The 26,373-nt window shown below is 51.8% G+C and carries 23 protein-coding genes; all 23 read right to left on the bottom strand.

Annotated features, from left to right (window positions below; genetic code table 11):
* Positions 1–19 precede the first annotated feature (19 nt).
* Entirely contained in the window at positions 20–1,960 is a 1,941-nt protein-coding gene (locus I8J30_RS12535) for an asparagine synthase-related protein (protein ID WP_210655453.1), read from the bottom strand.
* 68 nt (positions 1,961–2,028) lie between these two features.
* Positions 2,029–3,201: a nucleotidyltransferase domain-containing protein gene (locus I8J30_RS12530; RefSeq protein ID WP_210655455.1), complete on the bottom strand. Its 1,173-nt coding sequence runs from the start codon at positions 3,199–3,201 to the stop codon at positions 2,029–2,031.
* A 12-nt stretch (positions 3,202–3,213) separates the two neighbouring features.
* Positions 3,214–3,618 (bottom strand): lasso peptide biosynthesis B2 protein, encoded by a 405-nt coding sequence (locus I8J30_RS12525; protein WP_210656079.1) that lies wholly within the window; start codon positions 3,616–3,618, stop codon positions 3,214–3,216.
* Between the two features lie 37 nt (positions 3,619–3,655).
* Positions 3,656–3,958 (bottom strand): lasso peptide biosynthesis PqqD family chaperone, encoded by a 303-nt coding sequence (locus I8J30_RS12520; protein WP_210655456.1) that lies wholly within the window; start codon positions 3,956–3,958, stop codon positions 3,656–3,658.
* Positions 3,959–3,960: 2 nt separating this feature from the next.
* Positions 3,961–4,860, bottom strand: a complete 900-nt coding sequence (locus I8J30_RS12515) for a phosphoenolpyruvate carboxykinase (ATP) (RefSeq protein ID WP_210655458.1) — start codon at positions 4,858–4,860, stop codon at positions 3,961–3,963.
* A gap of 125 nt (positions 4,861–4,985) precedes the next feature.
* Complete coding sequence (locus I8J30_RS12510; protein WP_143044416.1) at positions 4,986–5,117, bottom strand: paeninodin family lasso peptide; 132 nt, start codon at positions 5,115–5,117, stop codon at positions 4,986–4,988.
* A gap of 222 nt (positions 5,118–5,339) precedes the next feature.
* Positions 5,340–7,280, bottom strand: coding sequence for an asparagine synthase-related protein (locus I8J30_RS12505; protein WP_210655460.1), 1,941 nt, complete (start codon positions 7,278–7,280; stop codon positions 5,340–5,342).
* On the bottom strand, positions 7,277–8,521 hold the full coding sequence (locus I8J30_RS12500; protein ID WP_210655462.1) for a sulfotransferase family protein: 1,245 nt from the start codon (positions 8,519–8,521) through the stop codon (positions 7,277–7,279). The genes I8J30_RS12505 and I8J30_RS12500 overlap by 4 nt, the downstream gene beginning before the upstream one ends.
* A gap of 40 nt (positions 8,522–8,561) precedes the next feature.
* Positions 8,562–11,504: a chitobiase/beta-hexosaminidase C-terminal domain-containing protein gene (locus tag I8J30_RS12495; RefSeq protein WP_338044796.1), complete on the bottom strand. Its 2,943-nt coding sequence runs from the start codon at positions 11,502–11,504 to the stop codon at positions 8,562–8,564.
* A gap of 21 nt (positions 11,505–11,525) precedes the next feature.
* Positions 11,526–12,866 (bottom strand): UDP-glucose dehydrogenase family protein, encoded by a 1,341-nt coding sequence (locus I8J30_RS12490; RefSeq protein WP_210655466.1) that lies wholly within the window; start codon positions 12,864–12,866, stop codon positions 11,526–11,528.
* Between the two features lie 57 nt (positions 12,867–12,923).
* Positions 12,924–14,294: a sugar phosphate nucleotidyltransferase gene (locus I8J30_RS12485; RefSeq protein WP_210655468.1), complete on the bottom strand. Its 1,371-nt coding sequence runs from the start codon at positions 14,292–14,294 to the stop codon at positions 12,924–12,926.
* A gap of 65 nt (positions 14,295–14,359) precedes the next feature.
* Entirely contained in the window at positions 14,360–15,325 is a 966-nt protein-coding gene (locus I8J30_RS12480) for a polysaccharide pyruvyl transferase family protein (RefSeq protein ID WP_210655470.1), read from the bottom strand.
* 106 nt (positions 15,326–15,431) lie between these two features.
* Positions 15,432–15,983: an acyltransferase gene (locus tag I8J30_RS33645; protein WP_210655472.1), complete on the bottom strand. Its 552-nt coding sequence runs from the start codon at positions 15,981–15,983 to the stop codon at positions 15,432–15,434.
* Positions 15,984–16,001: 18 nt separating this feature from the next.
* The gene (locus I8J30_RS12470; protein ID WP_210655474.1) at positions 16,002–17,342 is read right to left on the bottom strand and encodes a lipopolysaccharide biosynthesis protein; all 1,341 of its coding nucleotides are present in this window, start codon (positions 17,340–17,342) and stop codon (positions 16,002–16,004) included.
* A 21-nt stretch (positions 17,343–17,363) separates the two neighbouring features.
* A complete protein-coding gene (locus I8J30_RS12465) occupies positions 17,364–18,263 on the bottom strand; it encodes a glycosyltransferase (RefSeq protein ID WP_210655476.1) in 900 nt (299 codons plus the stop codon).
* Positions 18,260–19,309 carry a glycosyltransferase gene (locus I8J30_RS12460; RefSeq protein WP_210655479.1) on the bottom strand — a complete coding sequence of 350 codons (1,050 nt, stop codon included), beginning with the start codon at positions 19,307–19,309 and terminating at the stop codon, positions 18,260–18,262. The genes I8J30_RS12465 and I8J30_RS12460 overlap by 4 nt, the downstream gene beginning before the upstream one ends.
* A gap of 5 nt (positions 19,310–19,314) precedes the next feature.
* Positions 19,315–20,532 (bottom strand): glycosyltransferase family 4 protein, encoded by a 1,218-nt coding sequence (locus I8J30_RS12455; RefSeq protein WP_210655481.1) that lies wholly within the window; start codon positions 20,530–20,532, stop codon positions 19,315–19,317.
* Positions 20,529–21,842 (bottom strand): O-antigen ligase family protein, encoded by a 1,314-nt coding sequence (locus I8J30_RS12450; protein WP_210655482.1) that lies wholly within the window; start codon positions 21,840–21,842, stop codon positions 20,529–20,531. Before I8J30_RS12450 ends, I8J30_RS12455 begins: the two co-directional genes overlap by 4 nt.
* 29 nt (positions 21,843–21,871) lie before the next feature.
* Positions 21,872–23,128 carry a glycosyltransferase family 4 protein gene (locus I8J30_RS12445; RefSeq protein WP_210655484.1) on the bottom strand — a complete coding sequence of 419 codons (1,257 nt, stop codon included), beginning with the start codon at positions 23,126–23,128 and terminating at the stop codon, positions 21,872–21,874.
* 19 nt (positions 23,129–23,147) lie between these two features.
* The gene (locus I8J30_RS12440; RefSeq protein WP_240547849.1) at positions 23,148–23,798 is read right to left on the bottom strand and encodes a sugar transferase; all 651 of its coding nucleotides are present in this window, start codon (positions 23,796–23,798) and stop codon (positions 23,148–23,150) included.
* 13 nt (positions 23,799–23,811) lie between these two features.
* Positions 23,812–24,711 carry a UTP--glucose-1-phosphate uridylyltransferase GalU gene (gene galU / locus I8J30_RS12435; RefSeq protein ID WP_210655488.1) on the bottom strand — a complete coding sequence of 300 codons (900 nt, stop codon included), beginning with the start codon at positions 24,709–24,711 and terminating at the stop codon, positions 23,812–23,814.
* A gap of 263 nt (positions 24,712–24,974) precedes the next feature.
* Positions 24,975–25,619, bottom strand: a complete 645-nt coding sequence (locus I8J30_RS12430; protein WP_210655490.1) for a CpsD/CapB family tyrosine-protein kinase — start codon at positions 25,617–25,619, stop codon at positions 24,975–24,977.
* On the bottom strand, positions 25,600–26,355 hold the full coding sequence (locus I8J30_RS12425) for a YveK family protein (protein ID WP_210655492.1): 756 nt from the start codon (positions 26,353–26,355) through the stop codon (positions 25,600–25,602). The genes I8J30_RS12430 and I8J30_RS12425 overlap by 20 nt, the downstream gene beginning before the upstream one ends.
* Positions 26,356–26,373 lie beyond the last annotated feature (18 nt).

Here is a 26,373-nt window from a genome sequence, read left to right as displayed (position 1 = left end):
TCCCTTCAAGTGGAATCAATCACGTAAATTGCTTCAAGAACCGGTAAGCTATCAAGGCACGCATTAATAATCTCGCATCCGGATCGTATGCATGCTTCGGCTTTGGAGCATGGCCGATTTTCTCAAGCGATGCCTTGATTTGATCTACGTTCAAATAATGAGAGGCCATGGGATCCCGGCAAAGCTTCCAAAGCTCTTCGTTGAAAAACCCCCATATCGGAATCATGCGATGGACCCAATCCGCTCCTTGAACGCCGTGAATGCGTTGGTTTAATCGTACTTCATCGGGCAAATACGATTCGGTTGCCCTCCGGATGAGTGATCGGTCCATCCCGTTTTGTACATACTGCTCGATCGGCACGGACATGCAGAAGCGTACCACTCTCGGATCGGAGGTCGGGTCCCTTTCCCAAACGCCATACCGCAGGGAAAACTTGGTTACAGATGTGCCTTGATGGTTTGAGGTTGCCAAATTGCTGAATTGATAGTCTCGTGCTTCGAATTCATCGAATGCAGCCCCGCCTAAACCGACGTCATGGTGTTTAAGCTTTTCAAAGACATTTGTTCTTGCGGCCAAATCCGGATGGATGAGATTCGGAATTTCGTTCTTCGGTTCCTTGGCGTAATAAGATCTGGTCGCAAATGGAAAGGCTTGTTTAGCGATAATAGGCAGCAGCCGGGATCTTCCTATATTCATCTGTCTCCCGTAGTGCTTTAGCTCGCGGTAAAAATGGAACAAGCGCAGCTTCCTTAAAAGCTTGGCGTAGTAGTCCATGGCCGGTCCCCAAGAAACGGTATAATTTCCTCGCGCTCCTGTAAGCAGCACGCCGACCCCATCTTGCCGTGCTTTTTCAAGAATCCCTTTGATCCAGAACGAATTCTCGAAGAACTTATATGGAGCTTCCAGAAGCCCGACCAAGTCGTCGATTTCCCCGAACGAGTTCCTGTCCGAAAAATCCAAGCCGTTGTGCGATATATTCCCTACGTGACGTACCGTGGCTCCAATGTGCGGACTTTCGTCGGCCATCATGCTTCTCGAGGTCCAATCCACGAAATCAGGCGAAGGAACGAAACTGTATGTATGCAATGATTTCCCTTCCTTACGCAGAGGGTCAGCGGCAAAGCTGATGACTGCGCCTGAATCCAATCCACCGCTTAAGCTTGCGCCGACCGAACGGAATGTCCGAAGCTTCGATGTTACAGCCTTCTGAAAAACATCGCGAAACGCTTCCTCGTATTCGCCGTTTGATTTCAGCCGAAGCTGATCCCGGGGCGCTTCCAGCGTCTCGTACTGCTCCAGCGTCATTTTGCCATCCCGGGCCGTAAAGCTATGTGCCGGAGGAATTTGTTCGATATTATGGTAGACCGACCCGTTCACGTCGACGGAATCGAGAATAATGGGAATGGCCAAAAACTCGGCAAACCATGACTCATTAAGCTCCTTCTCGGCGCCGGTGATCTCGAATAACGGATTGACCGCCGTGCAAAAGGCAAACTGCCGCTCTTGACGATGGTAGTAGAGCGTGCGGTTTCCCAATAAGTCGCGTGCTCCGAAAATAAGGCGCTTCTTCTCGTCCCAGATGACAAAAGCGAAATCGCCGATCAAATAGCGCGGGACTTCCTTCCCCCACTTCAGGTACGCCGACAAAATAAGCTCGCTGTCCGTCATCCCTTTCCGCCGGGAATAAGCAATTTGCAGCCGGTTAAACAATTCATCCCGGTTGTCGATGATCGCATCGGCGGTAATGGCCAGTTTATGAAGCTCATCATAGAACGGCAGACGTTCATGAACCGATTCCGGCGTGATCCACTGGGCATGGCATCCCAGAAATACGGACCCTCCATGCCAGGTTTGCACATCATCGGCCGGATATTTTTGCAAAGCTTGCATAAGTTTCTTGCTATCCTCTATCGATACAGTCTCTTCGTTGTAACAAAGAATACCTGCAATTGCACTCATGTTTGCCTCCGAGGTGCTTGTCTTTCTTCTACGTGCAGTCATGTCCTGCTTGAATAGGAAGGATCCCTTTAAGCTTCCTGCCTCATTTGCCGCCATAACCAGACGAACGGCCTTAAGGGAAAGTATAGAAAATGCAATTGTTTCGGAAGCGGCATCGCCTCCGTATCCCTGAAGCTGGGATATAATTGGCCAACTATATAAACCGACTTTTGCCGGGTCGTTTTCAATGCAAACAAGTAACGTTTATAGGTCTTGCCTAATTCTTGGGAGCTCGGCACAGGCGAGAAAGCGACGATATCCCGGATGAAATAGAGCGAACGCTGAGCCAACTCGCGATGGTGGCTGCTGGTGATCATCGGTTTGGCGGAGCCTGGTATCGGCGTGCCAAGCAGTGTGGAAGCAAGAATTAGAGCCTGTCCTCCAAGCTGAAGGCATTCATAGCGTCGCATAAGCGAGATAAGCGTTTCAAAGTTTACGCCTTGGCGTACTAAGCGATCAATATCCGCCAGCCAGCGGAGCCTGAACCAGCCGTGACGGGCGCCGTGCGAGACCAAATACATGAAGAGATCTTCGCTTCCCAGCATATAAATAATCTCATTTCTCATAAGCGTACTGCGTCTTCTCCGTTCCCAGAGCTCCTCGAATGAAGGTTCTTTGCCCATGTCGGAATTGAGACGCCAATGAAGCTCCACCTGAATCCTCGTTTGCGGGTGCGTATAGGAGATATGATGCATCTTCCACTTCCAATTGAATAACCGCGGAGCATGACTATCGCTCTCATAACCAAGCTCGGTCAACATCTCTTCTGCCTTTTCCACACCGTCCATTGGGACCAGAATGTCTAAATCCTTGGACGTTCGAAGCGAAACATCACCATATAGCAGATCGGCGAGCACCGGTCCTTTAAGAACCAATGAAGGAATCGCTTTGTCCTGAAATGAGCTGCACAGAAGGCCCATTTCAGCGCTTAAACGGAGCATCTGAAGCGTATTCATGCCGTAATCCCGATGAAGGGCTTGGGAGAAGTCGGCAGGAATCGAATTGTTGTTCTTCAGCTTCGAATACAGCTGCGGATAGACGCGATGATGTCGGATCAGCTTCAGAAGTTGATTCCAATCGATGACAGGCATCGATGGCTTGCCCCATTGCTGCGCCTGATCGGCATTCATCTGCATGAACGCCAGCATGATGTTTAATTCTTCAGGAAAAGCGCTTAGATCCAGGGTGCGATTGTTCTCCATAACGGGACACTTTCATTCCTTTCCTTGCGTTTTGTCCGATCCGAATGCGGCCACCATCGTGAACATTTTCATCTCCTCGGCTCCGGTCACATAGAATGGCCCGCTGCGCAGCCAAGCATGCGCGATCATGTTCCCCTGATCATCCCTCGCCGTACCCAGGTAGAGCGTGCTTTCGATCTGGCGCCGTTTCAGCATTTTCTTGGCTGCGATCGCTCTGACCATACACTGGCTTTCCCAGATGGTATGACGGCTCACCACCCGAATCGCTTGCGCAATTTGTCGGATCGGCATTTCGTTCGACGGATCATTCGCCAGCGGGGTTTCGGACATCCGCCCGCCCAAGGATGGCGCGATCCGGGAGAACGGTAAGGTCTTCAATACTCGTGCCCAGCCTAAGTAAATGAACGCCTCGAGCATGACCCGTTTCTTCTCCGCAGGCAGAGCGAGAAACTTCCTAACGATGCGCTTCAAGGTTCCGAACCTCGATTAGCGATTCCTGATGCATTTTCCGAAGGAAAGCCTCGACTTGTTCCTCACAGGCAGCACGTGTAACGTTATATTCCAATAGGAGCTTGTCTACCAATTGGCTAGCCGTAATCGGTGAAGTAAGGAGCTCCCAAATTCGGCCGCCAATCATGCCGAGATTGTAATATTTTCCGCTATCGATGCTGAACATCACTTTCTCCCCGTTCATGTCACTCACAATACTGCCAGGCGATTGGATAATCTGTTGTTCCGCCAAGTTCACGTTCGTCACGTTTATACGCCTCCTTTGTCAATGGTACGAATAATCTCAGCTGCGAGGTCTTGCGCCGTAAATCCGTTTGTTGGCCGAATGAGCTGATGTACGTTTACCTGATCGGCCACGCCGGAAGCTATCTTGAAATGCCATTGCTCCAATCCCAGACGCGGGATCAGCATATTTCGGTACGTATGCATCAGCACGATGCGCAGTCGATCCAGATTGGACAACCGCCTGATCGAAACCGCTGGCTCAGATTCCGACTTTACCAATTCAAACAGTCCGGCAAGCGGGACGGGCTCGTTGCAAAATCTTGAAAGTACCGGTACGGCAAATTTCGTCGTTTCCCGATAAACCGATTGATAGTGCCCGGATGCCAAACCCAGCTGATCGATGCTTTCCTGCCACAGCTTCTGCTGCGGATAAGACGGCATAACGACAAGCCTTCCTCCTTCACCCGCAAAGGAAACCGGGATGACATCGTCGCTTATCAGCTCATACCCTTTGCTTACCAGCGTGGCGGCAAGCGTTGATTTGCCGGCTCCCGAATCGCCAAGAAACGCGTAGGCTTTGCCGCCTATCATAATGGCGCTTCCGTGCAAAGGCAGCACATTGCGGATCATTAGCAGCGCGCCCATGCAGGTACCGAGCAAATACACACGCACCTTCTCTGGATCTGCGCCGGTAAGCGGAGCGACTGTAATTCGATATGCGTCTTCTATGCAATAAATAGCTGTCTCCGGAATGAGGAACAGGAATCGGCCGTCTTTGTACAAAAAGTTGCTGCCGCCAAGCTCAAGCTCTTCCCACAACTTGTCTGGGCTAGCCGATTCAATGAAAACATCGGGGTGCTCCTTTTCCTTCATGGGACCGGACACAGGTAATTCAGGCAGCGGGATTGAACTCGATATCCGCATGTTGAAAGCCTTATATACCGTGTGTTCACTGGCAGATATCAGATCAATCACTCCTTTCAGGGCAATAATAATAAATCCCTTATACAATCCACTTGCGCGGATTGTATAAGGGCGCTTGGACCGAACTAGCTCGGGTTATAGATGTCCATATCGTCAGTTGTTACAAAGTCAATATTCGACATCCCTTTTCCATACATCGTTTCGCTCACGTCAAGCATTTCAACAGTCGGAACTTGCCATTCTTTTTTGTTCGTCATGGTTTTTCACCCCCTCTCAATGGAGTTAACGAGTTTTATACTATTTTTAAAGAAAGTTATAAGGAAGAGCTCCGGGTTCAGGGATGTGCCTGCGGCCGCTGTTAAGCTTGTATTCTCTTTGGATTAGATTAGTCGGTAACAATACAAGTTTAAAGGAGGCACGTAAACTCTCCGGCACAATCCCTTTCACCCTTACGTTCCTTATCATTTCTCTAAAATCTTTTAAAATCGTTTTAAGAACCGGTAGATGATCAGGCTGCGCATGAGCATTCGCATCTCCGGATGGAAAGCGTGCTCCGGGCGAGGCGTATCGCCAAGCCGAGAGACGGCGTCCCGGATACGGTTGACGTGCAAGTACTGGGATGCTGCAGGATCGGTGCACAGCTGCCTCAGTTCATCGGTCAACGGCTTCCAGGATGGCGCGATGCGGTGCACCCAATCCGCTCCTTGAATGCCGCGAATGCGCTGGTTCAGCCTTACCTCGTCGGGCAAATAATGCTTTGTCGCCCTCCGGATAAGCGCACGATCCAAGCCGCCCTGCACATACTGTTCCACCGGGACCGAGAAGCAGAACCGCACGACTCTGGGATCGCAGGTGGGATCGCGTTCCCATGCGCCGTAACGCAAGGACAATTTCGTTGCCGATGCGCCGTTCTTGTTCCCGACAGCAAGATCTTGCATCTTCTCCTTGCGCAGCTCCAGCGGATCGCTGATGGTAGAGCCGTTCACGCCGATTCGATGCTCCTGCAGCTTGGCGAACACATCCGTTCGCCTCGCAAAATCGGGATGAATCAGCATCGTCGGAATAGCTTCCGGTTCGCTCGCCTGCTGCGAACGTTTAGCCAGAATCGGGAATGCCTGCTTGCCGATCACGGATAATAAGCGCGATCTGCTTATCCCTTTATTAACGCTGTACAGCTGAAGCTCCCGCAAGAATGCCAGCCATTTCAGTTTTCGGAGCAGCGTAGCGTAATAATAGAGCGCCGGCCCCCACGACACGGTAAAGTTTCCTCTTGCCCCGGTGAGCAGCACTCCTGCACCTTGTCCGCCTGCTCGCTCGTGTATCCCTTTCAACCAGTAGGAATTCTCGAAGAATTTATAAGGCATCTCGAGCATGTCCAGCCACTCGTCTACTTCGGATAAAGGGCTGATCCCTTCGAAATCCATCGCTTGGTGCGAAATGTTGCCGACATGCCGGACCGTTGCATCAATGAACCGGCTTTCGTCGGCTGCTGTGCTGCTGGGCGTCCAATCGGTGAAATCGCCGGTCGGAATGTAGCTGTACGCATGCAAGGACTTCCCTTCCTCACGCAGTGCACGTGCGGCGAAGCTGGCGACGGAGCCGGAGTCCAGTCCGCCGCTTAACGTTACCGCCACTTGACGATGCGTGCGCAGCCTTGACCTCACCGCTTCATCGAATACCTCCCGGAATGCCTCTTCATAGTCTTGATTCGAGGAGAGCCGAAGCATCGACCTCGGTTCCAAGGAACCGTACCTACTGAGCGAAACGCGTCCATCCGCGACCGTAATCGTATGAGCAGGCGGCAGCTGATGAATGTTCCGGTAAGGCGTGGAGGTGACGTCCGTCGACTCGAACATTTCCGGAATGGCCATAAACTCCGCAAGCCAAGGTTCATGAAGCGCTTTGACAACATCCGGTAAGGCGAATAACGGAGCAAGCGTCGTACCGAAAGCAAACCGATCGCGGCCTTGAACATAGTACAGCGAGCGATGCCCCAGCAAATCTCTGGCACCGAACAGCTCCTGCTTCGCTTTATCCCAGATCACGAATGCGAAATCGCCGATCAGATATTCCGGAGCATGGCGCCCCCATTTGCGATAGGCCAGCAGAATAAGCTCGCTGTCCGTAATTTTGCCGCGATGAGCGGGATAAACCTGCAGCAGCTCGAACAATTCCCGGCGATTGTCAAGGATGGCATCGGCAACGATGCCAAGCTTGCGTTCGGCGTCGTAATAAGGCATTCGCTCGCCTACCGACTCGGGAGTGATCCACTTGGCCCGGCAGCCGAGGAAGACCGCGCCGTTCGTCCACGTTTGGGCATCATCGGCATCGTACCTCTCCATGGCTTCCATCATTCCGCTGCTGTCCCTGCTGCTGACCGGATGCCCGGTATGCTGATAAATGCCGACAATCGCGCTCATTTGTTCAGCCTGCCGTTATTGAAGTAGGTCGAAGCCAGCTGGGACAGTCGATTGCCGAAGGGAATCAGCATTTTCAGCCGATTGGCTTTGCGCTTCATGGTGTCGAGCTGCAGTTTCAGCTGCCTGCGCTCTTTGGCACTGTTCTCCAGACGTTTCTCAAGCATGCGCACGGTCATCTGCAATTGAAGCTCCTCCGGATGCAGCCATTTATCATCATGGTACCGTTCAGGCAGCACAACATTTCCTGATGTACCCGAATCCGTTCGCATCTCGTAATCGGCTTCCCACCTGCAGCCTGTCGCATCCGCCAGTTGCTTGGTGTACAGATCCATTAGCTCCGTATCCGGTTCAAGTTCGAAGCGTACGCCCGTGAGCTTCTCCGCTTCAGCCAGCTCCTCGCTGTACCCCAGATCATGAAAGAGTTGAGCGCCAAGCACTCGGCCGTACATTTCGATCTCCTGCTTGTCGAGCACGTCTTTCCAGATCGCGATGGAATCCTGATTCGCCTCCGAATGATTCGAAACAAACGGATCCCCTACCCCCATGCTGAAATACAAGTCAGACTTGGCGGTATTTCTAAAGTTCCCGTAAAGCTCCAGCCCTTCTTCATAGGCAACGCCCAGAAATCGGCACACCTCGATCATCTGCTCTCTCGGGCTCGCCACCAGCTTCTCGTAGGACAAACGGTGCGTGTAGGGATTAGCTTGAGCGAAGTAGCGGAAATAGCGGAACAACCCGATCGTCAGATCGGCAACCTTCATATCGAAGGTTCCATTTCGCATGTCCTCCCTCAGATTGAAGCTTGTTCCCCGCTGTCCGTTCACCTTCTTATGGGAAGAGAGTACCGCGAACGGGTTGCGAATAAGCCAGATCCGACGGGAGTGCGGAAACAGAGCATCCAGAAACTCCAGCAGATAATAATACCTGGGCGACTTGTCGATCACCATCTCCGCTCCGGCGCTGCTTTGCATTAAGCCGTTGTAGACCTGGAGGGCAAAAGCTCGGCAAGCCTGCTCATAGCTGTGTTGAGGCAGAACGCCGTTATAGAACTGATTAAGGATGCCTGTCCCGCCATAAGCGCGGCGCTGCGGCGATTGCAGATCATACAAGCTCATCAGGAACCACATTTCCTGGGTGGCGAACAATTTACTGTGATTTTGGAGCATAACCGTGGCCAGAGAGCTTCCGCTCCTCGGCGTACAAAGTAGAAAAACAAGGTTGTTGCCGCTCGAATCGACCAACGTGTACCTCCTTCAAGGCAAGGATTGCGAAGCAATCGGCTTAGCCTTTATTGAAATCATAATAAAATTTCGCGCGCTCCCCGAGCATGACCTTATAGATGTCATAGTTCGTATCCATGATCGCTTTCAGATAGTCCTTGTAAGGGCGATCCGCAACATTGACCAGACCGGAGTTGTAATGCTCGCCTCCTACGCCCTGCCAGTACCTGCCAAGCCCTGCTTGATCCACGTAATTGAACACGTGTGCACCGACTACATAAGGCAGCGTGACCGCACCTTCCACGTAATTGCGATAGCGCATTCCCCGTTGGAACTGGTTCACTGCCGAGTTCGGAAGGAGAGGCGCAAGCCCCTGCTCGCTTGTCCCGTAACCGAATTCGCTGAACAGAATCGGTTTGCCGCCGGATAGATCGTAAATCTTCTTCAACAGATCGGGTTCGAGCTTATAGGTGTAATAGTTGATGCTGATGACATCCACGTATTTCCCTTCCGCTTTGGCAAGCGCGCTGCTGATTTTCTCATTATGGAACGTTGTCGTAATCCATCGATCTCCAAGAAGGAGATGGTTCGGATCGTATTTCCGATATGCACGAGATACCGTTCCGAAGAACGTATCCAGATAGTAGTCGAAGAAGCCTTCCATATCGCGCCATGATTGGGAGGTTGAAACAGGCAGCTCCGCCTCCTTCATCTCGTCGAACGATTTGAATGTCGTCTTCCAATTGGCGTTGAAGGAGCTGATGGTTTGATATTTATCCTTCAGCCTCTGGACCAATTTCCCTTTCATGGCAGCCGAGCTCGCTTTGAGCTTGGGCACATTCGTATAAAATTTATGAAAGTCGTATTCGTTATCGATGAAATAACCGATCAGATTCTTATCGTTTTTGTTTGGCGTGAGCGCATTCTTGAATGCTTTATCGATCTGCTCTGCGGCATTCGGAGCAAAGATATCGAATAACGAGAGTCCATTGATTCGAGCCCATGCCATTCCGTTAAGCGGAAGCATTCTCACGTACGGAAGCTTGCCATCCTCGCCGTATTTCTCGGTCGAATAATTGCCTACGCCGTTAAAGCCCCATTTCGGAAGCCGGGTTACCGCTTCCGAGTAGATCGCATGCTCGGTTGGGAACACGCCTTTCTTCCGGAAAACATTCGCCACATAGAACGAATAGTTATCCTTGCCGATATAAGCGTTTTTGTTAATGCCTTGATTCGGGAGAACGGATTCGAATTTCTGCTCCCGACCGGCGATCCGGGTGTAGGTTTCATTGGCCGTCACGCCATTCACGGCTAAGCTGAAATAGAGATTTCCATCCGGCGTCGTCATCACTTTGCGTTCACCCATTCGCTGGATCGCGAAGTAACCCTTGGCAGCCAAATTGTATTTCTTCGCGCTGCCGGCAAGTCCGCCGTATGGATCGCGGCCTCCCGGCGGCTTCAGGCTGCCGTAGTAAGCAGCATCTGCCGCCGCATCCGCTGCCAGCTCCTTCTCATCGGTCACTTTACCCGTGAAATTCGCATCCTTCATTTGACCGAAGCGATCGACAAGGATCTCGCTGCTCGCGTTCACCGTAAACTTGCGAATCGGACTTGGCAGCCAGCCGTCTTTCACCGCGTACGTTTCAAGTACGTTATACCCTTGAAGCTGGAGCGGCTTCGAATAATACACGAAATCCGGCCCTTTGTTTAATCGATAGTAAATGCGCGCGCCTTTCGTAATCGAGGTCAATTCGGTCTTCACCGAAGACTCGCTTCGGGAGGTGGCCAGCTTCACGGAAGCCGTGTTCTGATTAATGACGACCTTCGAAACTTGAGGCGACCAGGCTTTAGAACCGAGCAGCACGATTTTCAAATACCTCGAATGTTCGGGCAATCCTGAAGCTTCATACGCGTATTGCTGCCAGTTTCCCGTCGGATAGCCGACAGGGTTGATCGTCACGGGAATTTGCTTGTAGTCTTTTCCGTCCGACGAGACAAACAATCGATGCTCCTCCATCGGATTTCCGGTAAAAAAGCTGCTGTAGACCGTAAACGATTGGATGTCGTAACCCGTATGGTACACCATGCTGCCGGGGGCGCTGGTCGTACGCGCGAGCCGGCCTTTGTCGTTATCGAAGTAGCCCGGCTGGTTACTGGCTACATACAGATTGGCGCGATGGGCGAGCAGCTTGAAATTATCAAGCGGATCGATTAACCCAACCGGCGGCGCCAACTGAGGAGCAGGCACATATCGATAAGTCGATACGCCTGTTGCTGCCGACTGGCCCGAACTGGAATGGCCCACAGCTGTTATTTGAAGCAGCAAATTTTGAACGACTGCAATTGGCGAGCTGTAATGCATGCGAGTCAGCGATGTTCTGGGGTCGCTGCCATCGGTTGTGTAATAGATGGTTTCACCCTTCTCGCCCTGGTTCAGCATAACCATTCGCCCGTAAGGCACTGTACCCGAAGGCACGCTGGTGTCTGCGCTGGAAGGTCCGTTCAGTACAACCTTCCCGATGGCAGGCGATCTTGCGATACTGGTACCCTGGTAGACGACTTTGAGAAACTTCGTGCCTGCCGGGAACTTTCTCGATTCGTACACGATGTTTACCGCTCCGCTGTCTACTTCGTGCATGTCCGGTATGACCTTGATATAGGTCACGCCATCTTTGGAAATGTAGAATGCCGGATGGTCATAGGTCTTGCTCCCGTTCGGCTGATAGTATGCGTAAACCGCGAAGGACCGGAGATAACCTTCCGCCTTGTACACCATGTTCTCACCTGAAACGCCGCTGCGTTTCACTCGGGTCGGATCCGAGGTTTCACTCGGAGCCTTCGTCAGAAAGAGCGTATCGGAATGCTTGTAGACCTGCTTCCAATCTCGCAGATGGTCGATTTCAATCTCATAGTAGGAAAGCGGAGCGGCATCTCCCGTAGCGGATAACGGTATCAAGCAGCCGAGCAGCCCATATAACAACAGCAATGAAGCATTTTTTCTCACAATAAAGGCCCTCATCATCCTTTAGTAATGTAAAGCCAACACTTCCTCCTTGACGCCTTGATTCAAGCTGGGGCGGCCGATGGAATAGTAAATGAACGCCGTACCCGCCAAATCCTCTTCTTTGAACACGTTGCGGCCGTCAATCAAAATAGGCTTTCGCAGTACTGTTTGCAGCTGATTCAGATCCACGTGAATGAATTCGTCCCATTCCGTCAACAGGCAGAGCGCATCTGCATCGGCTGCCGCTTCCAATGCTCCTTCGCACCAAACCACGCCGTCCTCGCCGTACATACGGCGGAAGTTCGGAATTGCGATGGGATCGTAAACCTTCACCACAGCCCCGCTGTTCACCAGATGCTGAACAATCTCGAGTGCCGGAGATTCCCTCACGTCGTCGGTATTGGGTTTAAAGGATAGTCCCCAGATGGCGATCGTCTTGCCTTGGAGGTTGCCGTCGAATATCGTTTCAAGTTTACGGATCATTTTGAACCGCTGATCCTGATTGACCTCAACTACCGCACGAAGCAATTTGAATTCGTAATCGACATGGCCGGCAATTTGGATGAGAGCCCTAGTATCCTTCGGGAAACACGAGCCTCCATAGCCAATGCCCGCTTTCAGAAACGAATGGCCGATCCGGTTGTCGTATCCCATTCCTTGGGCGACCTGGGTCACGTCTGCGCCTACCTTCTCGCAGATGTTCGCAATCTCGTTAATGAACGAAATTTTCGTAGCGAGAAAAGCATTGGAGGCATACTTGAGCATCTCGCTGCTGCGAATGTCCGTCATCACGATTTGATCCGTCAGCGGCGCATGCAGCTTGGCCATCGTGTCTGCGGCACTCTGACTGTCGGCACCAATGACGATCCGGTCCGGATGAAGCGTATCCTGGACGGCCGAACCCTCTCTCAAGAACTCCGGCAGCGAGATGCTGTCGAACCTTTCGCTCGTCAGGCGGCGAATCCGATCTCGCACGCGTTCGTTCGTGCCGACGGGCACCGTACTCTTCACGGCGATGATCTTATATCCGTTCATCGCTTCCGCAATTTCGTCGGCAGCCTGATCGATGTAAGACAAATCCGCTTCGCCGTTTGCCAAGGAAGGCGTCCCGACCGCGATAATCACAATATCCGACAGCTGAACCGCGCGATGCAGATCGGACGTATAGCTCAGCTTCCCGGCAGCCATATTTTTAAGCGAAAGTTCCTGCAGGTTCGGTTCGTAAATAGGGATAGCTCCGTTTCGCAAAATATCGAGCTTGGCTTGATCCTTGTCTACGCAGATCACTTGATTGCCAAGCTCCGCATAACAAACCCCCGATACAAGCCCGACATAACCAGCACCGATAACCGTGATGTTCATCTTCAACAACTCCTTCGAATTTTCGGAGAAAACGCAGCAGCGTAAGCATTCGCTTCGTTATTTCGTACAGAGCTGCATAATTTCGTTCCAATCATGTTCAAGCCTTACAATGTCCTCTTCAATCAGCTGCGAACCGGTTTGGATTTCGATGATTTCGATATCCGCCAGCGCACGCAGGCTATGTCTGTTTTCCTTCGGAATCAGGAGGACGTCCCCGGTAGTGATGGAGAATCGCTTGCCGTTAAGCACCATTTCCCCATGTCCGGCAACCACCGTCCATACCTCGTCCCGAAGACTATGGTATTGGTAGCTCAGATTGCTTCCCTCGGAAATGAAGATCCGCTTGGTCAGCACTTCCCGGCCATCCGGATAAGTCACATAATCGAGCACCCGATAGCGTCCCCAGCGCCGCTCTTCGTACATTGGGCGCTGCTCCGAGTGTTTCATGACATCCTTGATCTGCGGACTTGAAGCTTTGTCTGCAACAAGAATGCCGTCCGGACTCGCCGCAACAATGACATCGGACAAGCCGAGCAGTGTAATCGGAACTTCCAGCTCGTTAATGACATGGGTATTAATTGAATCTGCCGTAATAATGCCTTTGCCGATCAGAGAGGTTTCGATTTCCTCCGTCAACGTATTCCATGTGCCAAGATCCTTCCAGGACCCATCATATTGAATGGCAGCTATCCGATTCGCTTTCTCCACCACTTTGTAGTCGAAGCTGATCTTCGGCAGCTTGCTGTACTGCTTCAACATTTCTTCGTACTGGATCGGCAGCCCGTTCACGATCAGTATGTTAATGATCAGATCCAATTTGAATGCGAAAACACCGCAATTCCACAGCGCATCCTGACGAATCATCTCTACAGCCTCTTCTTCGCGAGGTTTCTCGCGGAAGCTCTGAACATCCATGAACGTTTGAGCAGCGTCGCCGCTTTGCTTCGGAATGATATACCCGTATTTCTCAGATGGATAAGTCGGTTTAACCCCCATCAGCGCTAAGTCGGCATCGGAGCTGGCAAGCACCTGCTCTAACTCTTTCAGCTTCTCGAAGAAGCCGATCTCAACGAAGGGATCTACCGGCATGACGACAATCGCTTCGTCAAGACTCACGCCTTCGACCGAATAGAGATAGGTGGCTGCAAGCGCGATCGCGGGAAATGTGTCTCTTCGCTCCGGCTCGACGATCAAGTTGATTTCATTCCCAAGCTGACTTTGAATCATCTCTACCTGAGGTTTGCTCGTCGTGACATAGGCATGATTCTGCAAATCGGCTTCACCGATCTGTCCCCAGACTCGTTGTATCATGGACTCCAAACGGTCATCGTCTTTTTTCAAGATTTTCAAAAACTGTTTCGACCGGGCGTCATTCGACAACGGCCACAGCCGTTTCCCCGATCCTCCCGAAAGCAATACGACTTTCATGATATACCTCCTTTAATAGGGAGTTTGACGGAGTCAAACTCTCTCTGCTATAAGTTTGACGAGAGTCAAACTCTCTCTGCGCTAGTCTGCTGCGCCAATAGTTTCGCTGACGTTATTCCATTCGTCCAAGTGCGATAGTAGCTGGAATTCTTTCCGTAGGAGTTGTCCAGCAGAATATTCGGCTTATCCATGAGACAAGACAGAATATGTCCATGAAGCCTTGAGGTCTGCACTTTCTTGTATTTACTAAACCGGTTAACGGCTTTGTTCACCAGATAGTCGGTGTATTTGCCCCAGATCATGCTTACAGGCAATTTGCCGTTGCTTGCTGCGGACATTTTGAAAATCGCGCGAATGGATTTCTGCTCAAATCCGCTGAACAGCGTCGCCCAATCCAGATAGTCGCCTTGGCCTGAAGCTTCAAGCCGCTCCTGCTCCGCCGTCTTCTCGATGTCAATGCGAAGGAAACAAAGCAATTCCTTATCCGGGTTCGTATGGCTCCGAATCGGCCATAATTGATGCGCCATATCCGGGGACAGGTAGACATGGCAGGTCTTGAATTTGACGGCAGCCATCTCTTGCGAGTAGGTGTCGCGAACATAGAGATGCAAGTCCTTATGCTGATTGAAGATACTTGCCGTCCGGTTGAATTCCGCCTCGCTCTTGTAGAAAATCGTCTGCGGCAGCATGACTACCCGATGGCCGGGATAGTCGGAAACGACTTGCTCGCGCAGCCTCTGGTGAGCCGGATACAGATCACCGAAGTTCCCGCCGCCATGCAGCACGATAATATGATCCTGCGGAATCTTCACGCCGCTTGGGAAATCAAGCACGCTGTAACGCGCCATAACGCGAATATGATTATCTTTGAAGAACGCTTCAGTGCCTTTCATGATCAACAGATCTCCGCCATTACCATGAACCGGATAATCGAGGTAATAGATCTTGGAATGCGGCGGAATCACCTGCAAAATCTGCCGAAGCCGGTCCTTGAGCTCATCCATCGGATGAGCAAACTGTACGCTTTCCATTCATCCGTCTCCTCCGTGTCTCTTCTCTCTCTCTCTCGGGCTTGTTCAAAAAGGGAGTGCTGCAGGGTTCAGGGATGTGCTCTCCGCGCTTTTTGAACAAGCTCCGTCACTTGGTCCACTTCACGTTCTTCTTGATGGGCTTCGCGGGGACGCCTGCGACAAGCGTGTGGGCTGGCACGTCTCTCGACACAACCGACCCTGCAGCCACAACTGCGCCTTCCCCGATCGTGACCCCTTTCAGAATAATCGCCTTATTGCCGATCCAGACACGATTGCCGATGATTGTCGGCTTGGTCGCCAAGCTGCCCTCCATGCTGTGATAGTCCGTATCCATAATGGTGACATCCCACGAGATGGCGCAGTGACTGCCGATTGTTACCTGCTTCTTGCATCTGATTTCGGTTCTACGATTAATGAACGTATGGTCGCCGATTTCAATGACAGCCTCGTTGGAATCCAAGTAAAATCCGGCATGCTTGTGCAGGATGACGTAGTCGCCGATGAAGAGCTTGGCTCGTTTGGCCTTCGACACCGTCATGCTTCCGCCTACCCGCAGCAGCTTCCCGCATTGATCGACATGCCTCCGAAAGAACGCACCGAGCAATACGCGATACCCGAATTTGAAGTAATCCTTGATGCTTCTGTTGCTTATGTTCATGCCGGTGTTGCCGCCTTCCTAAGTTTGCATTCTTCGCGAGAGGTGCTCGTATAGAAAGCGCAGATCACTTTTGTCATACAAAATGCCGAGAATGCGAACCTTGAACACGATCCTCATCGCTGCGATCGTAATCAGAATGCGGATAACCGCGCCGAGCAGCAAAGCAATTGCGATGCCGTTCAAGCCATACAGCGGTGTAAGGATGAAAAACAACCCGACCGTGATGGCCAGCGCGATCGCTTGCCGCATCGCTACCAATCCGGGGCGTCCCATCGCGTTGAAGGAAGAGGCGAGAATCCATGAACCTCCGCCGATGATGCATTCGAGGGACAGCAGGTAGAACGCCGTGCCGGCTTCCAGAAACTGCTCCCCGTACAAGAGGCCCAGCAAATAATGGCCGATGAGCATTCCCGGAATAACCGCGATGGTCATGAGCAGGAAGGACAGCCGGAAGGCTCTGCCGACGGAAGCGATGATTTTGTCCTGACTAAGCCCCGTCACCTTCGGAAAAATAACGTTCGAAATGGCCGTCTGCACGACATTGAATACACGAGATAACGTATAAACAACCGTATAGAGCCCGAAATCCCTCGGTGTTAGCAGCGTTAAAATAATCAGCTTGTCGCACTGTGAATACAGCGTGCCGAGCAGCTCTACGCCGAATACTCGTCCACCGTAGCCAAACAGCGTCCCCAGCACGATACGGTCCGAAAATCTGCGCAGCCAGTTGAACGATAATTCATGCCGCAGCCGGTACAGCGCCCAGAAGATGACCATTAAGCTCGTACCGAAGAATATGAGTGCGGCGCCGTGCAGCGATAATTTGCCGATCGCCCACAAAACCAGCAGTCCCAGCAGATTGCTAAGCGGAACGTATAAGCGCAGTCCGTTATACAGCACGAATTTATCCATGCTTTGCGTGAGTGCCGTCAGCAGATTGACAGCCAGCAGCATCGGCAGTGTCAAGATCGTGTACCACTGGGCTGTCCGAATGACGTCATCCGGATAGTTTCCGAGCCAGACGGGCAGGCCGATCCAGGCAATCGTGCCGACAAGCACACTGACCGGCACCTGGAACATGAATCCTGCTCGAATGTACTCCGCCGCTTTCCCCGCATGAATCTTCATGTTGTAAATAAGGGAGGTAGGTAGCCCGAATGAGACAAGCCCTGCCAGCAAAGTCGGCCAGAACAGAATAGCCGAGAACATCCCTTTCCCCTCGACGCCGAACAATCGTGCGGTCACGATGGAGGTTAAGGTGCTTAACACCATAATGAGCAGATTGGCGACGCTGGTATGCAGGATCGTTTGGAATACGCTGCGGCCTGCTCCCGCCCTTGTAGCAGCTAGTTGATTCATGATTCAAAACATCCTCAAAGGTTAGATTCGCTTCAGCTGGTAGCTTCGCAGCACGCCGCTGATCAATCCGTTGTTATAAATGATCTTGCTGACATTACGGAATATCCGCCGTTTATCGAACAGGAACAAGATCGTCAGCACGAGAAAGATCGGCAGTTTCACGAGCGATTTCATGATGATCCCCGTTTTTTGCTTCGAGGACACCGCGCTGCTTACCCCTTGCCAATAAATGCGCCGCAGCAGCCATTTCCGGCTGATCCGGCTTCGCGGAATCTTGTGCAGCACGGAAGCATGGGGCGTGTAGTAGACCGCATACCGCGTACGAATACGCGCAATCAGCTCAGCCTCTTCACTGGAGAGCAAATTGCTTCCCACTCTGCCGAGATCCTCGCGGAAGGCATTCATCGTATCGAATACCGACTTGCGGAAAGCAACATTGGCTCCGAACGGAATCGCCGGCTCCTTCATCTCCACAATGTCATCCGAATAATCCAAAATGCTGTAGAGGGAATGGTTATCCCGGGACAGCCACCTTGGCGGGCTGCCTTCCCATGCGGGCTCGATTTTACCGCCGACACAGCCGATTCGCGGATTCCCGTCGAACAAGTCAATGATGCCGGCAAGCCAGTCCTTCGATGCCTTCGCATCGTCATCCAGGAAGAGAATGATCTCGCCTCTTGCCTCGCGGATCGCACGATTCCGGGCGACGGATAAACCAAGTCGTTCCTCATACACGTAGCGGACCTGAATATCGACCATATTCCGGAAGTCCAGTACCGTTTGTTTGGTATGATCGGTGGATCGATTGTCGATCACGATGACCTCGAAAGGTTGTTTGTAGCTTTGCTGCAGCAGGCTGAGCAGCGCTTCCTTCACATCTGCTGCCCGATTATGTGTACAAATGGCTATCGTTGCTTTCATGCTTTCACCTCGTGCAGCTTTGTACCGCTATAAATAGGGATCATTTTACCGGCTATCCGGCTCCAATCGAGCTCTCGCAGCTTGGCCTCAATTTGCTTCTCCGTTTGCTTCATATCCATGTCCAATGACTTTCGAAGCGCATTGCGCAAGCCGTTAGGGTCCTCCGGATCGTACAGAATGCCGCATTCGCCTGTTACATACTCACCGAGCGCGCCAAGATTCGGCGCTATAACCGGCTTATGATGGGATAAAGCCAGAATCGCGCTCCCGGATGTCGTGATTTGGTTGTACGGCAATACGACCCGATCGGCCGCTTGCAGATAGTCGGCCAGTTCATCATCACCCACAAACTGCGGATAAACGCTAATGGCTCCATCGCTGTTGTAGGCGTCGATGAAATCCAGGCTGTACCCCTTATCGACCCTTCCGGCGATTAACAAACTGCAATGCTCAAGATTCAGTGACGCGAACGCCTCCACGAGTCGATCAACCCCTTTGTACGGATTGATCCGACCGACGAACAAGAACAGGAACCGGTCCGGCGCGATGCCGAATTTCCGGCGGATATCCGTTCCTGTACCCGGATAGGCGCCAACATAATGGCCATGCGGCGTCACCACAAGCTTTCTTGGCGATATCCCAAACACGCCGGAAACTTCCTGCTTCACCGACTCGCTCAGGACAAAAGCGCGGTGGCAAACGGTCAAAATATACTTGCGCATGATATAGTCCCAGCGTGTTCTGCCTGAATGCGGCCAAATGTTGTGAACGGTCCAGAACAAGCGAACGCCTCTGATCCTGTAATAGAGCAGCAGGAGCGCGAAGAACAGCGACTTCAGGACGGTCAATGCCAATCCGGATGCATGCTGATAGGAATTACTCGGCCAATGCATGTGGACGATGTCCCCGCTGCCCGGCTTCAGCACCGTTTCTTTGTCATAATGCTCGACATGCAATCCTGCCTGCTCAATCGATTTGGTCAGCAGTTCGCTGTATTTATTATCCGGGCTCGCTTTGGGCCACATGTAAACGGTCGACTTGCTCATGGTGCTCATCTCCCGTTCACCCCTGCCAGCGCATATTCATGCTGGCCATATTGAATTTGTTCATATAGATTGAGGTGTTTGTCCAACAGCGATTGCGTCGTAAAGTTACGGCAATGCTTCAGACACTGCTCTCCAATCCTTCTTCTCTCGTCGCCCCTTAAGGCATGGAACGCGATAATTTTGGCTTGGATCGCTTCCGCGCTCCCCGGAGCAAAGAGGAATTCGCCCGGATTCCAGACCGCATCCGGAATTCCTCCGACCGCCGAGGCGTACACCGGGGTTCCGACCTGATACGACTCGATGATGACCCGTCCGAAAGGCTCTTCCCATATGGAAGGAACAAACGTAACATCGACGCGGCCCATATGGCTGCGGGCTTCTTCCGGTGTAACTTTGCCGGTAAACACGAACCGGTCATCAGAGCTGCACAACTCCTGAAGCTGCTGCTTCAATCCCCCATCGCCGCAAATCATCACTTGCTCTACCATCTTGCGCGGCAGGAAACGGATGGCGTCGATCAGCTCGCGCACGCCTTTCTCGGCTTCGATTCGCCCGAAATAACCGATTCGCAGCGGCTCGCGATGAAAGTCTTTCGCTCCGCCTTCGATAGCGCCGTCCACGGCGTTCGGAATGACCAGCTTTGCTGCATTAGGGAACAGTCCCGCATCCGTATGACGCTTTAGAATATGGGATGAAATCCCGACGACCGCCGATACCCGTTTGCTGTAACCAAGCGAAGTCGAATGATACATGCGCGCTAACGCCTGGTTCTTGATGGGAGAGCTGACCGGCGAGAGGAGCGAATAGTCCCGGAGCGTATGCGCCACTGGCAAGCCTTGTTCGGCGCAAGCTGACCAAATCCCCGAGCCAAACCCGGATAAATTCTGGGTGTGCACCAGATCCGGTTTGATCGCTGACAAGAGGCTGCGGAACGTCTTGATTTGCACCGGATTGTAGAGATCGATCATCCTGCGTGCCGCCTTCATCAATGTTCCGCGTCCCTGAGGCTCCCCGATCCAGTACAGATTGTTGTATGGCAAACGATGCACGGTGACGCCGTTGATCACTTCTGTGTACACACCGGCGCTTCGCTTCTGACCGCCAACCGTCAAGACATGAACCTCAGCGGCGGAGACCAGCGATTCCGCTAATATTTGCGTCGATATTTCCGCGCCGCCAATGATGTACGGCGTGTATAAACTATTCACAATTAAGATTCTCATGCAATTCGTTTCATTCCCTTCATGCGCTGCATCACGCTTCCTACTGCCACGGCAGCCGGCTGTTCATTGAAAAAACCGCCTCGGATGAACCCGATCAACAGCCAAAAGTTCACAAAGGAATAGGAATCGAAGTTCATGACGAGCGAAACGCACAGCGCAAAAGCGAATTTAGCGTAAGGACTCGCACCTGCGCTCCTCAAGGCGGAGATCATAAAGCCGAAGAACAGCGCGGCCCCGATCAAGCCTTCCTCTGCGAACACTTTGGACAACAAATTCCGTGACGTTGCCATCTCAGGAGTGTCGAAGACGAGATCATGTACCTCTTTGAACACCAAACCATCATTGAAATTCTTCAGCAATAGTTCCGCAAAATCCCTGTAATAAAATCCTCCCCCAACGCCGAAGAGCGGGTGGTGTGCGAATTCCAAGAAACCGATAGCCGGGAAAACAACCCGGATGAAAAACGAATTATCGGTCTTGATCAGGGAATTGAAATCAAACTGGAACCGGTCCGTAAAGTAGCCGCTGACGTGGAAAGCCTCTAACAGGAACGGAACCCCTACCCCTACGACAAGAACGCATGCCGCAAGCACAAGCAGCATTTTTCCCCGGTTCTTGCTCGTTATCAGCACGTAGATGAGCAGCGCGGTCAGCAATACGCTGTAGGCATAAGCCGAGAAGGATAATACCAGCAGCACCGCCGTTCCGATCAGCAGCACCAAATGTTTGCGGAAACCCTGCTTGAACAGGTAAAACATCAGAATGCCGCCGCTCAGCATATGAATGGCTCCCCACGACGGCTCTCCGGACAGCAGTTGAATACGTCCGCGATACACCTTCTCCGAGAACAACCCCGTTAAAGGCAAGGAGAATCCGCTGTGAATAACTAGCGCATCCATGAGCTGAATGAAACCGATAGCCACCGGCGGGATAAAGCCGATTAACAGGCTCTTGGCGATCCATCCCTTCAAGGCAGGATCCGTTTTCGTTTCTTCGGCAATATAGACGGACACCCTGTACATCGATAGGCCAAACAGCAGCGTAATGACATGTTTCAGGCTGCTGCCCGCATCTTCATAGCCAATCGCGGCCACCAAGGAATGTCCGATGCTGTAGATAACGAATGCGATGAAGAAGAGGTCTCCCGGCCTGAACCGGAAATCGCAGAATAACAGCAGAAACGACGCTGCGAACATCGGAAACATGGCGACCGGACGATAGACCGAGAAGTGAAAATACGGCAAGCTATCGTAGGTTAAAACCGCCAAGGAGAAGAGAAACAGCATAATGATAAGATTTCGAAGAACCATGAATGCACCTGCTCTTGGCGCAAGCGGAGCTATGATAAGATCAGCTCCATATGTTTGCGTGTGACGGAGCTGCTGAAATGACCTGCGACATAGCGTACCGAATTGCGCGATACTTTCTCGTTAATCTCTGGGTTGCTGAGTAGAAGCAGTACGTTCTGAACGATTTCGTCATCCGAATCGCAGATGAACAAATCCTCACTATGGTTGGCGCTGATCCCTTCGACGCCGATCTGATTGGTCACGACCGGAACGCCCCAGGACATCGCCTCCACGATTTTCGTTTTGATGCCTGTCCCGAACAGCAGCGGAGCGATCATAAGCGCGCAATTGCTGACAATCTGCTTCACATCGTCCACTTCTCCGGTGACGACGACGCCCGGATAAGCTTCCTGCAGCTGCAGCACTTCGGCGGTCGGATTCTTCCCGACAATGTAGAAGGTAGCATCCGGCGCCTTCCGCTTGATCTTGGGCCATATTCGCTCGCAGAAATAGACGACGGCGGAGCTGTTATGCGGGATGTCCATCTTGCCGACGAACACCAGCTTGTTTCGGTCATACCTGCGCGGTCCGCTGCCCTGCCGTCCATCCGGTTCGAACTTCATCGGAATGCCGTAACAGGATTCGTGGCGGGTAACCTTCCGGAAGCTTTCCGCTTCGGTCGGGGAGGTGAAGATGAGATGGTGAAAATGGGCCGCCACCCGCTTCTCGTACTTGCCAAGCAGCTGGCTCTCCAGGTTGATCAACCATTTCTGAATAAACTTCACGTCCGCTAAACGCTTCAGCTTGCCCGGCAATTTGTCCGCAAACCCGCCAAGTGCGGATGGAATATAATGAAACCATTCAAGCTGCCGCCGATAGCGCAGCGATAACAGATCATCGTAGCTCAGAACCTGTCTGCCTTGTTCCTCAGACACATATTCCGCAACGCGCACCATGTCGTACAAGATGAGCTCCGGTTTCTCCGATTGCACAATTTCTTTGATTTTCCGATGTGTCTTCCGGCTGTAATAAGCAGATACCTGAAGCGGCCATCTTCTTAGCAGCAGGGAATATACCGCGACATTGAATAGCTTCTCGGCCAATCCCGGCAGCTCAAGACACACCAATCGATCGATTTCATCCGGCCGATGCTTGAGATACCGGTCATCATCCACGAAGGATAAATTGACAATTTCACTGCCCGGATAAATCTCTTTCATTTGCCGAATGTATTGCAGCAGCATATTTTTCCGTCCATCCGTATTCGGGAAGGGAAACCGGTTCGTAATAAACATGATGGTTTTCATGTGCAGTCCCTACCCCCTATCAAAAAGCATCCTTGGCACCGAGCAGAAGCTTGAAGGTTTTGAAAATAATTTTCAAATCGCCTGTTACGCTTCGTTTCTGGATATATTCCAAGTCCAGCTTCACCATTTCTTCGAAGCTCAGGTCATTGCGACCGCTGACCTGCCATAATCCCGTGCAGCCCGATGTCACCGTCAGCCTGAGCTTGTCGTATTCCGAGTACTCTGCAACTTCTCTTGGCAGCGGTGGCCTGGGGCCAACCAGCGACATATCGCCTTTGAGTACGTTAACCAGCTGCGGAAGCTCGTCGATGCTTGTTTTCCGAATGAATTTGCCGACCTTGGTAATGCGCGGATCATCCTTCATCTTGAACATGGCACCTTGAATTTCATTCTTATCGAGCAGATCCTTCAGCTTCTCCTCCGCGTTTGAAACCATCGAGCGGAACTTGTACATCTTGAACGGTTTCTCGTCCTTGCCAATGCGAGTTTGATAGAAGAACGCCGAGCCTTTCGGATCTTCCAGCTTAATCAGGATTACAATGAGTACAAACAAGGGCAGGAGGATAATTAATCCGAGCAGCGCGCAGCTAATATCGATCATGCGTTTGACTAGCGTATAGAAAACCAAATTGTTATACGTTTGCAGAGCCTGATGTTCCGACACCTTCATGACAGCTTCCTGATCAAATTGTCGATTCATGAGATACACTCGCTCTTTCACGCTCGAGAATTTCCTCGAGCTCTTCTATTAATTGGTAGCGCAGCTCGCGGTTGCCGAGCGCGAAATCGATCGTTGTCATTATGAATCCGAGCTTCTCGCCAACATCGTAGCGAGTCCCCTCGAAATCGTAGGCGTATACGCCGGAATCCTCATTCAGCTTCTGAATGGCATCCGTCAATTGAATTTCCCCGCCTGCTCCCGTCTCATGCCGGCCCAAATATTCGAAAATATCCGGGGTTAGCACGTAGCGTCCCATAATAGCCAAATTCGACGGCGCTTGTCCGAATGGCGGCTTCTCCACGAAACGGTTGACGGTGCACAGCCGCCCGACACTTTCAAGCGGATCTACGATCCCGTAACGATGCGTTTGGTGAGCGCCTACCGCTTGAACACCAATAACGGATTTTCCCGTTCGTTCATATTGCTCGATGAGCTGCCTGGTGCAAGGAACATCCGCTTTGACGATGTCATCGCCGAGCAGCACCGCGAACGGCTCGTCACCGATAAAATTACGTGCACACCATACGGCATGCCCGAGGCCTCTTGCCTCTTTCTGACGGATATAGTGAAGCTCAACGTTAGATGACTGCTGTACTTTCCGGAGAATCTCGTGTTTCCCTTTCTCCTCGAGCGTATGCTCAAGCTCAAAGGCAATATCGAAGTGATCCTCAATTGCACGTTTTCCTTTGCCCGTGACGACGATGATGTCTTCAATACCGGATGCGATCGCTTCCTCCACGATGTACTGGATTGTCGGCTTGTCGACAATCGGAAGCATTTCTTTGGGCATTGCTTTGGTTGCGGGTAGAAACCTAGTACCGAGTCCAGCCGCAGGGATAATTGCTTTTCTCACTTTTTTCATTGATCTCACCCTATCCAATTTATTTCTGTATCTATGTCGTGTTCTAAAAACACGAGCTATGTTTTCTCGCCATGGAGTAAAACATAGCTCGTATTTCTAGATAAGAAGAAACGGATCTAAAAATAGAGTAGGGCATTGAACCCTCCCTCACGTCATACCCCTGACGATAAACGTCTAAGGCCGCTTGACCCACAGCATAACCGAGTGCCTCCGGTGATAAAGGAGCAGGAGACATTTCCTTAAATCGGCAGAGATATTGGTTGCTAACGGCCTGCCCGATTGAGAACAGCTCCGATGACGGTTGCCTGGCCATATTCCAGTGCTGCCATAGCTTTGGCCGCTATATCGTTCTTCACTTTTCCCGGCTTCACTACAAGTACGACGCCATCGCTCTTGTTGGCTAATATCAGCGGATCCGTAACCGCCATAATCGGCGGCGTATCGATGATCACGATATCGAAGCGCTCCTTTGCAATCTCCAGCAATGCCGTCATCTCCAGCGAATCCAGCAGCTCAGACGGTCCATCCGGTTCCGGCCCGGCAGTCAATACATACAAATTCGCGATGCGCGTTTGCTGAATAACCGCTTCAAGCTCGCTATGATCGGCTAATGCCGTACTTAACCCGTAACGATCGTTGTTTAGCCCGAATATGTGATGCTGAACGGGCGTTCGCAGGTCTGCATCGATAAGCAGCACCCTCTTATTGGCCTGCGCGTAGGTGACCGCAACGTTGGCCGCTGTCGTGCTCTTGCCTTCGCCCGGCAGCGCCGACGTAATCATGACGCTCTTCAAAGCTTCATCCCGGTTCGAGAAGGAGATTTTCGTCCGCAAGCTGCGATAAATTTCGGAGACGGCCGACTTCGGATTGTTCTCGGTAACAAGGCTTCTATGCATCAAGCGAGACATTGCTTTTCCTCCCTGACAGCTGTTTCATCTGAGCATTATGGCCGCTTGCGCCCTTAACGCTTCGTTTGATTTTCGGAATATCCGCCAGCACGGGAATTCCGAACTGTGCCTGAACATCTTCTTCCGTCTTAACCGTGTCATCCAGCTGATCCAGAATAAAAGCGGCTACGACGCCGGCCATCAAGGCCAGTACGAAGGTGACCATAATGTTCATCGCAGGATTAGGCGATACTTGGCTTCGGTGTTGCGTTGGATCGGCCAAGTTCAGAACCGCGATATTGTCCAATTTCATAAGCGTCCGAATTTCTTGGCGGAAGACCTCCGACATGGCGTTGGCGATATTGGCCGCTCGCTCAGAAGAAGTATCTCGGACGGTAATTGTCATGACCTGTGTTTCATTGATGGAGCTGACGCTCACTTTCGAAGCAAGCTCGCCTGCGCTTACGCCCAGCTCCGGATGTTCCTTTACGACTTTCTCCATGACGCGAGGCGTCCGGATGATTTCCTTATAGGTTTTGATCAGCAATATATTGGAGTTGATGGAACCGACGTCAATGATTGATTTGTTCGGATCCGCTTCCTTGCTCTGACCTACGATCAGCTTCGTCGAAGCTTCGTATTGCGGTTTCACGAAGTGGCTCGTGTAGTAGCCGACGAGCGTGCAGCTGACTATCACCATTAGAGCGATCAGCCACAGCTTCTTTCTGACAATGCTCCAATATCGTTGTAATTCCAAGCTGGTTCCTCCGATACC

This window comes from Paenibacillus lignilyticus (genome assembly GCF_017942085.1).
GTDB lineage: Bacteria > Bacillota > Bacilli > Paenibacillales > Paenibacillaceae > Paenibacillus_Z > Paenibacillus_Z lignilyticus.
The sequence above is the reverse complement of the archived record's forward strand: the minus strand, read 5'-3'. Positions and strand labels throughout refer to the sequence as shown.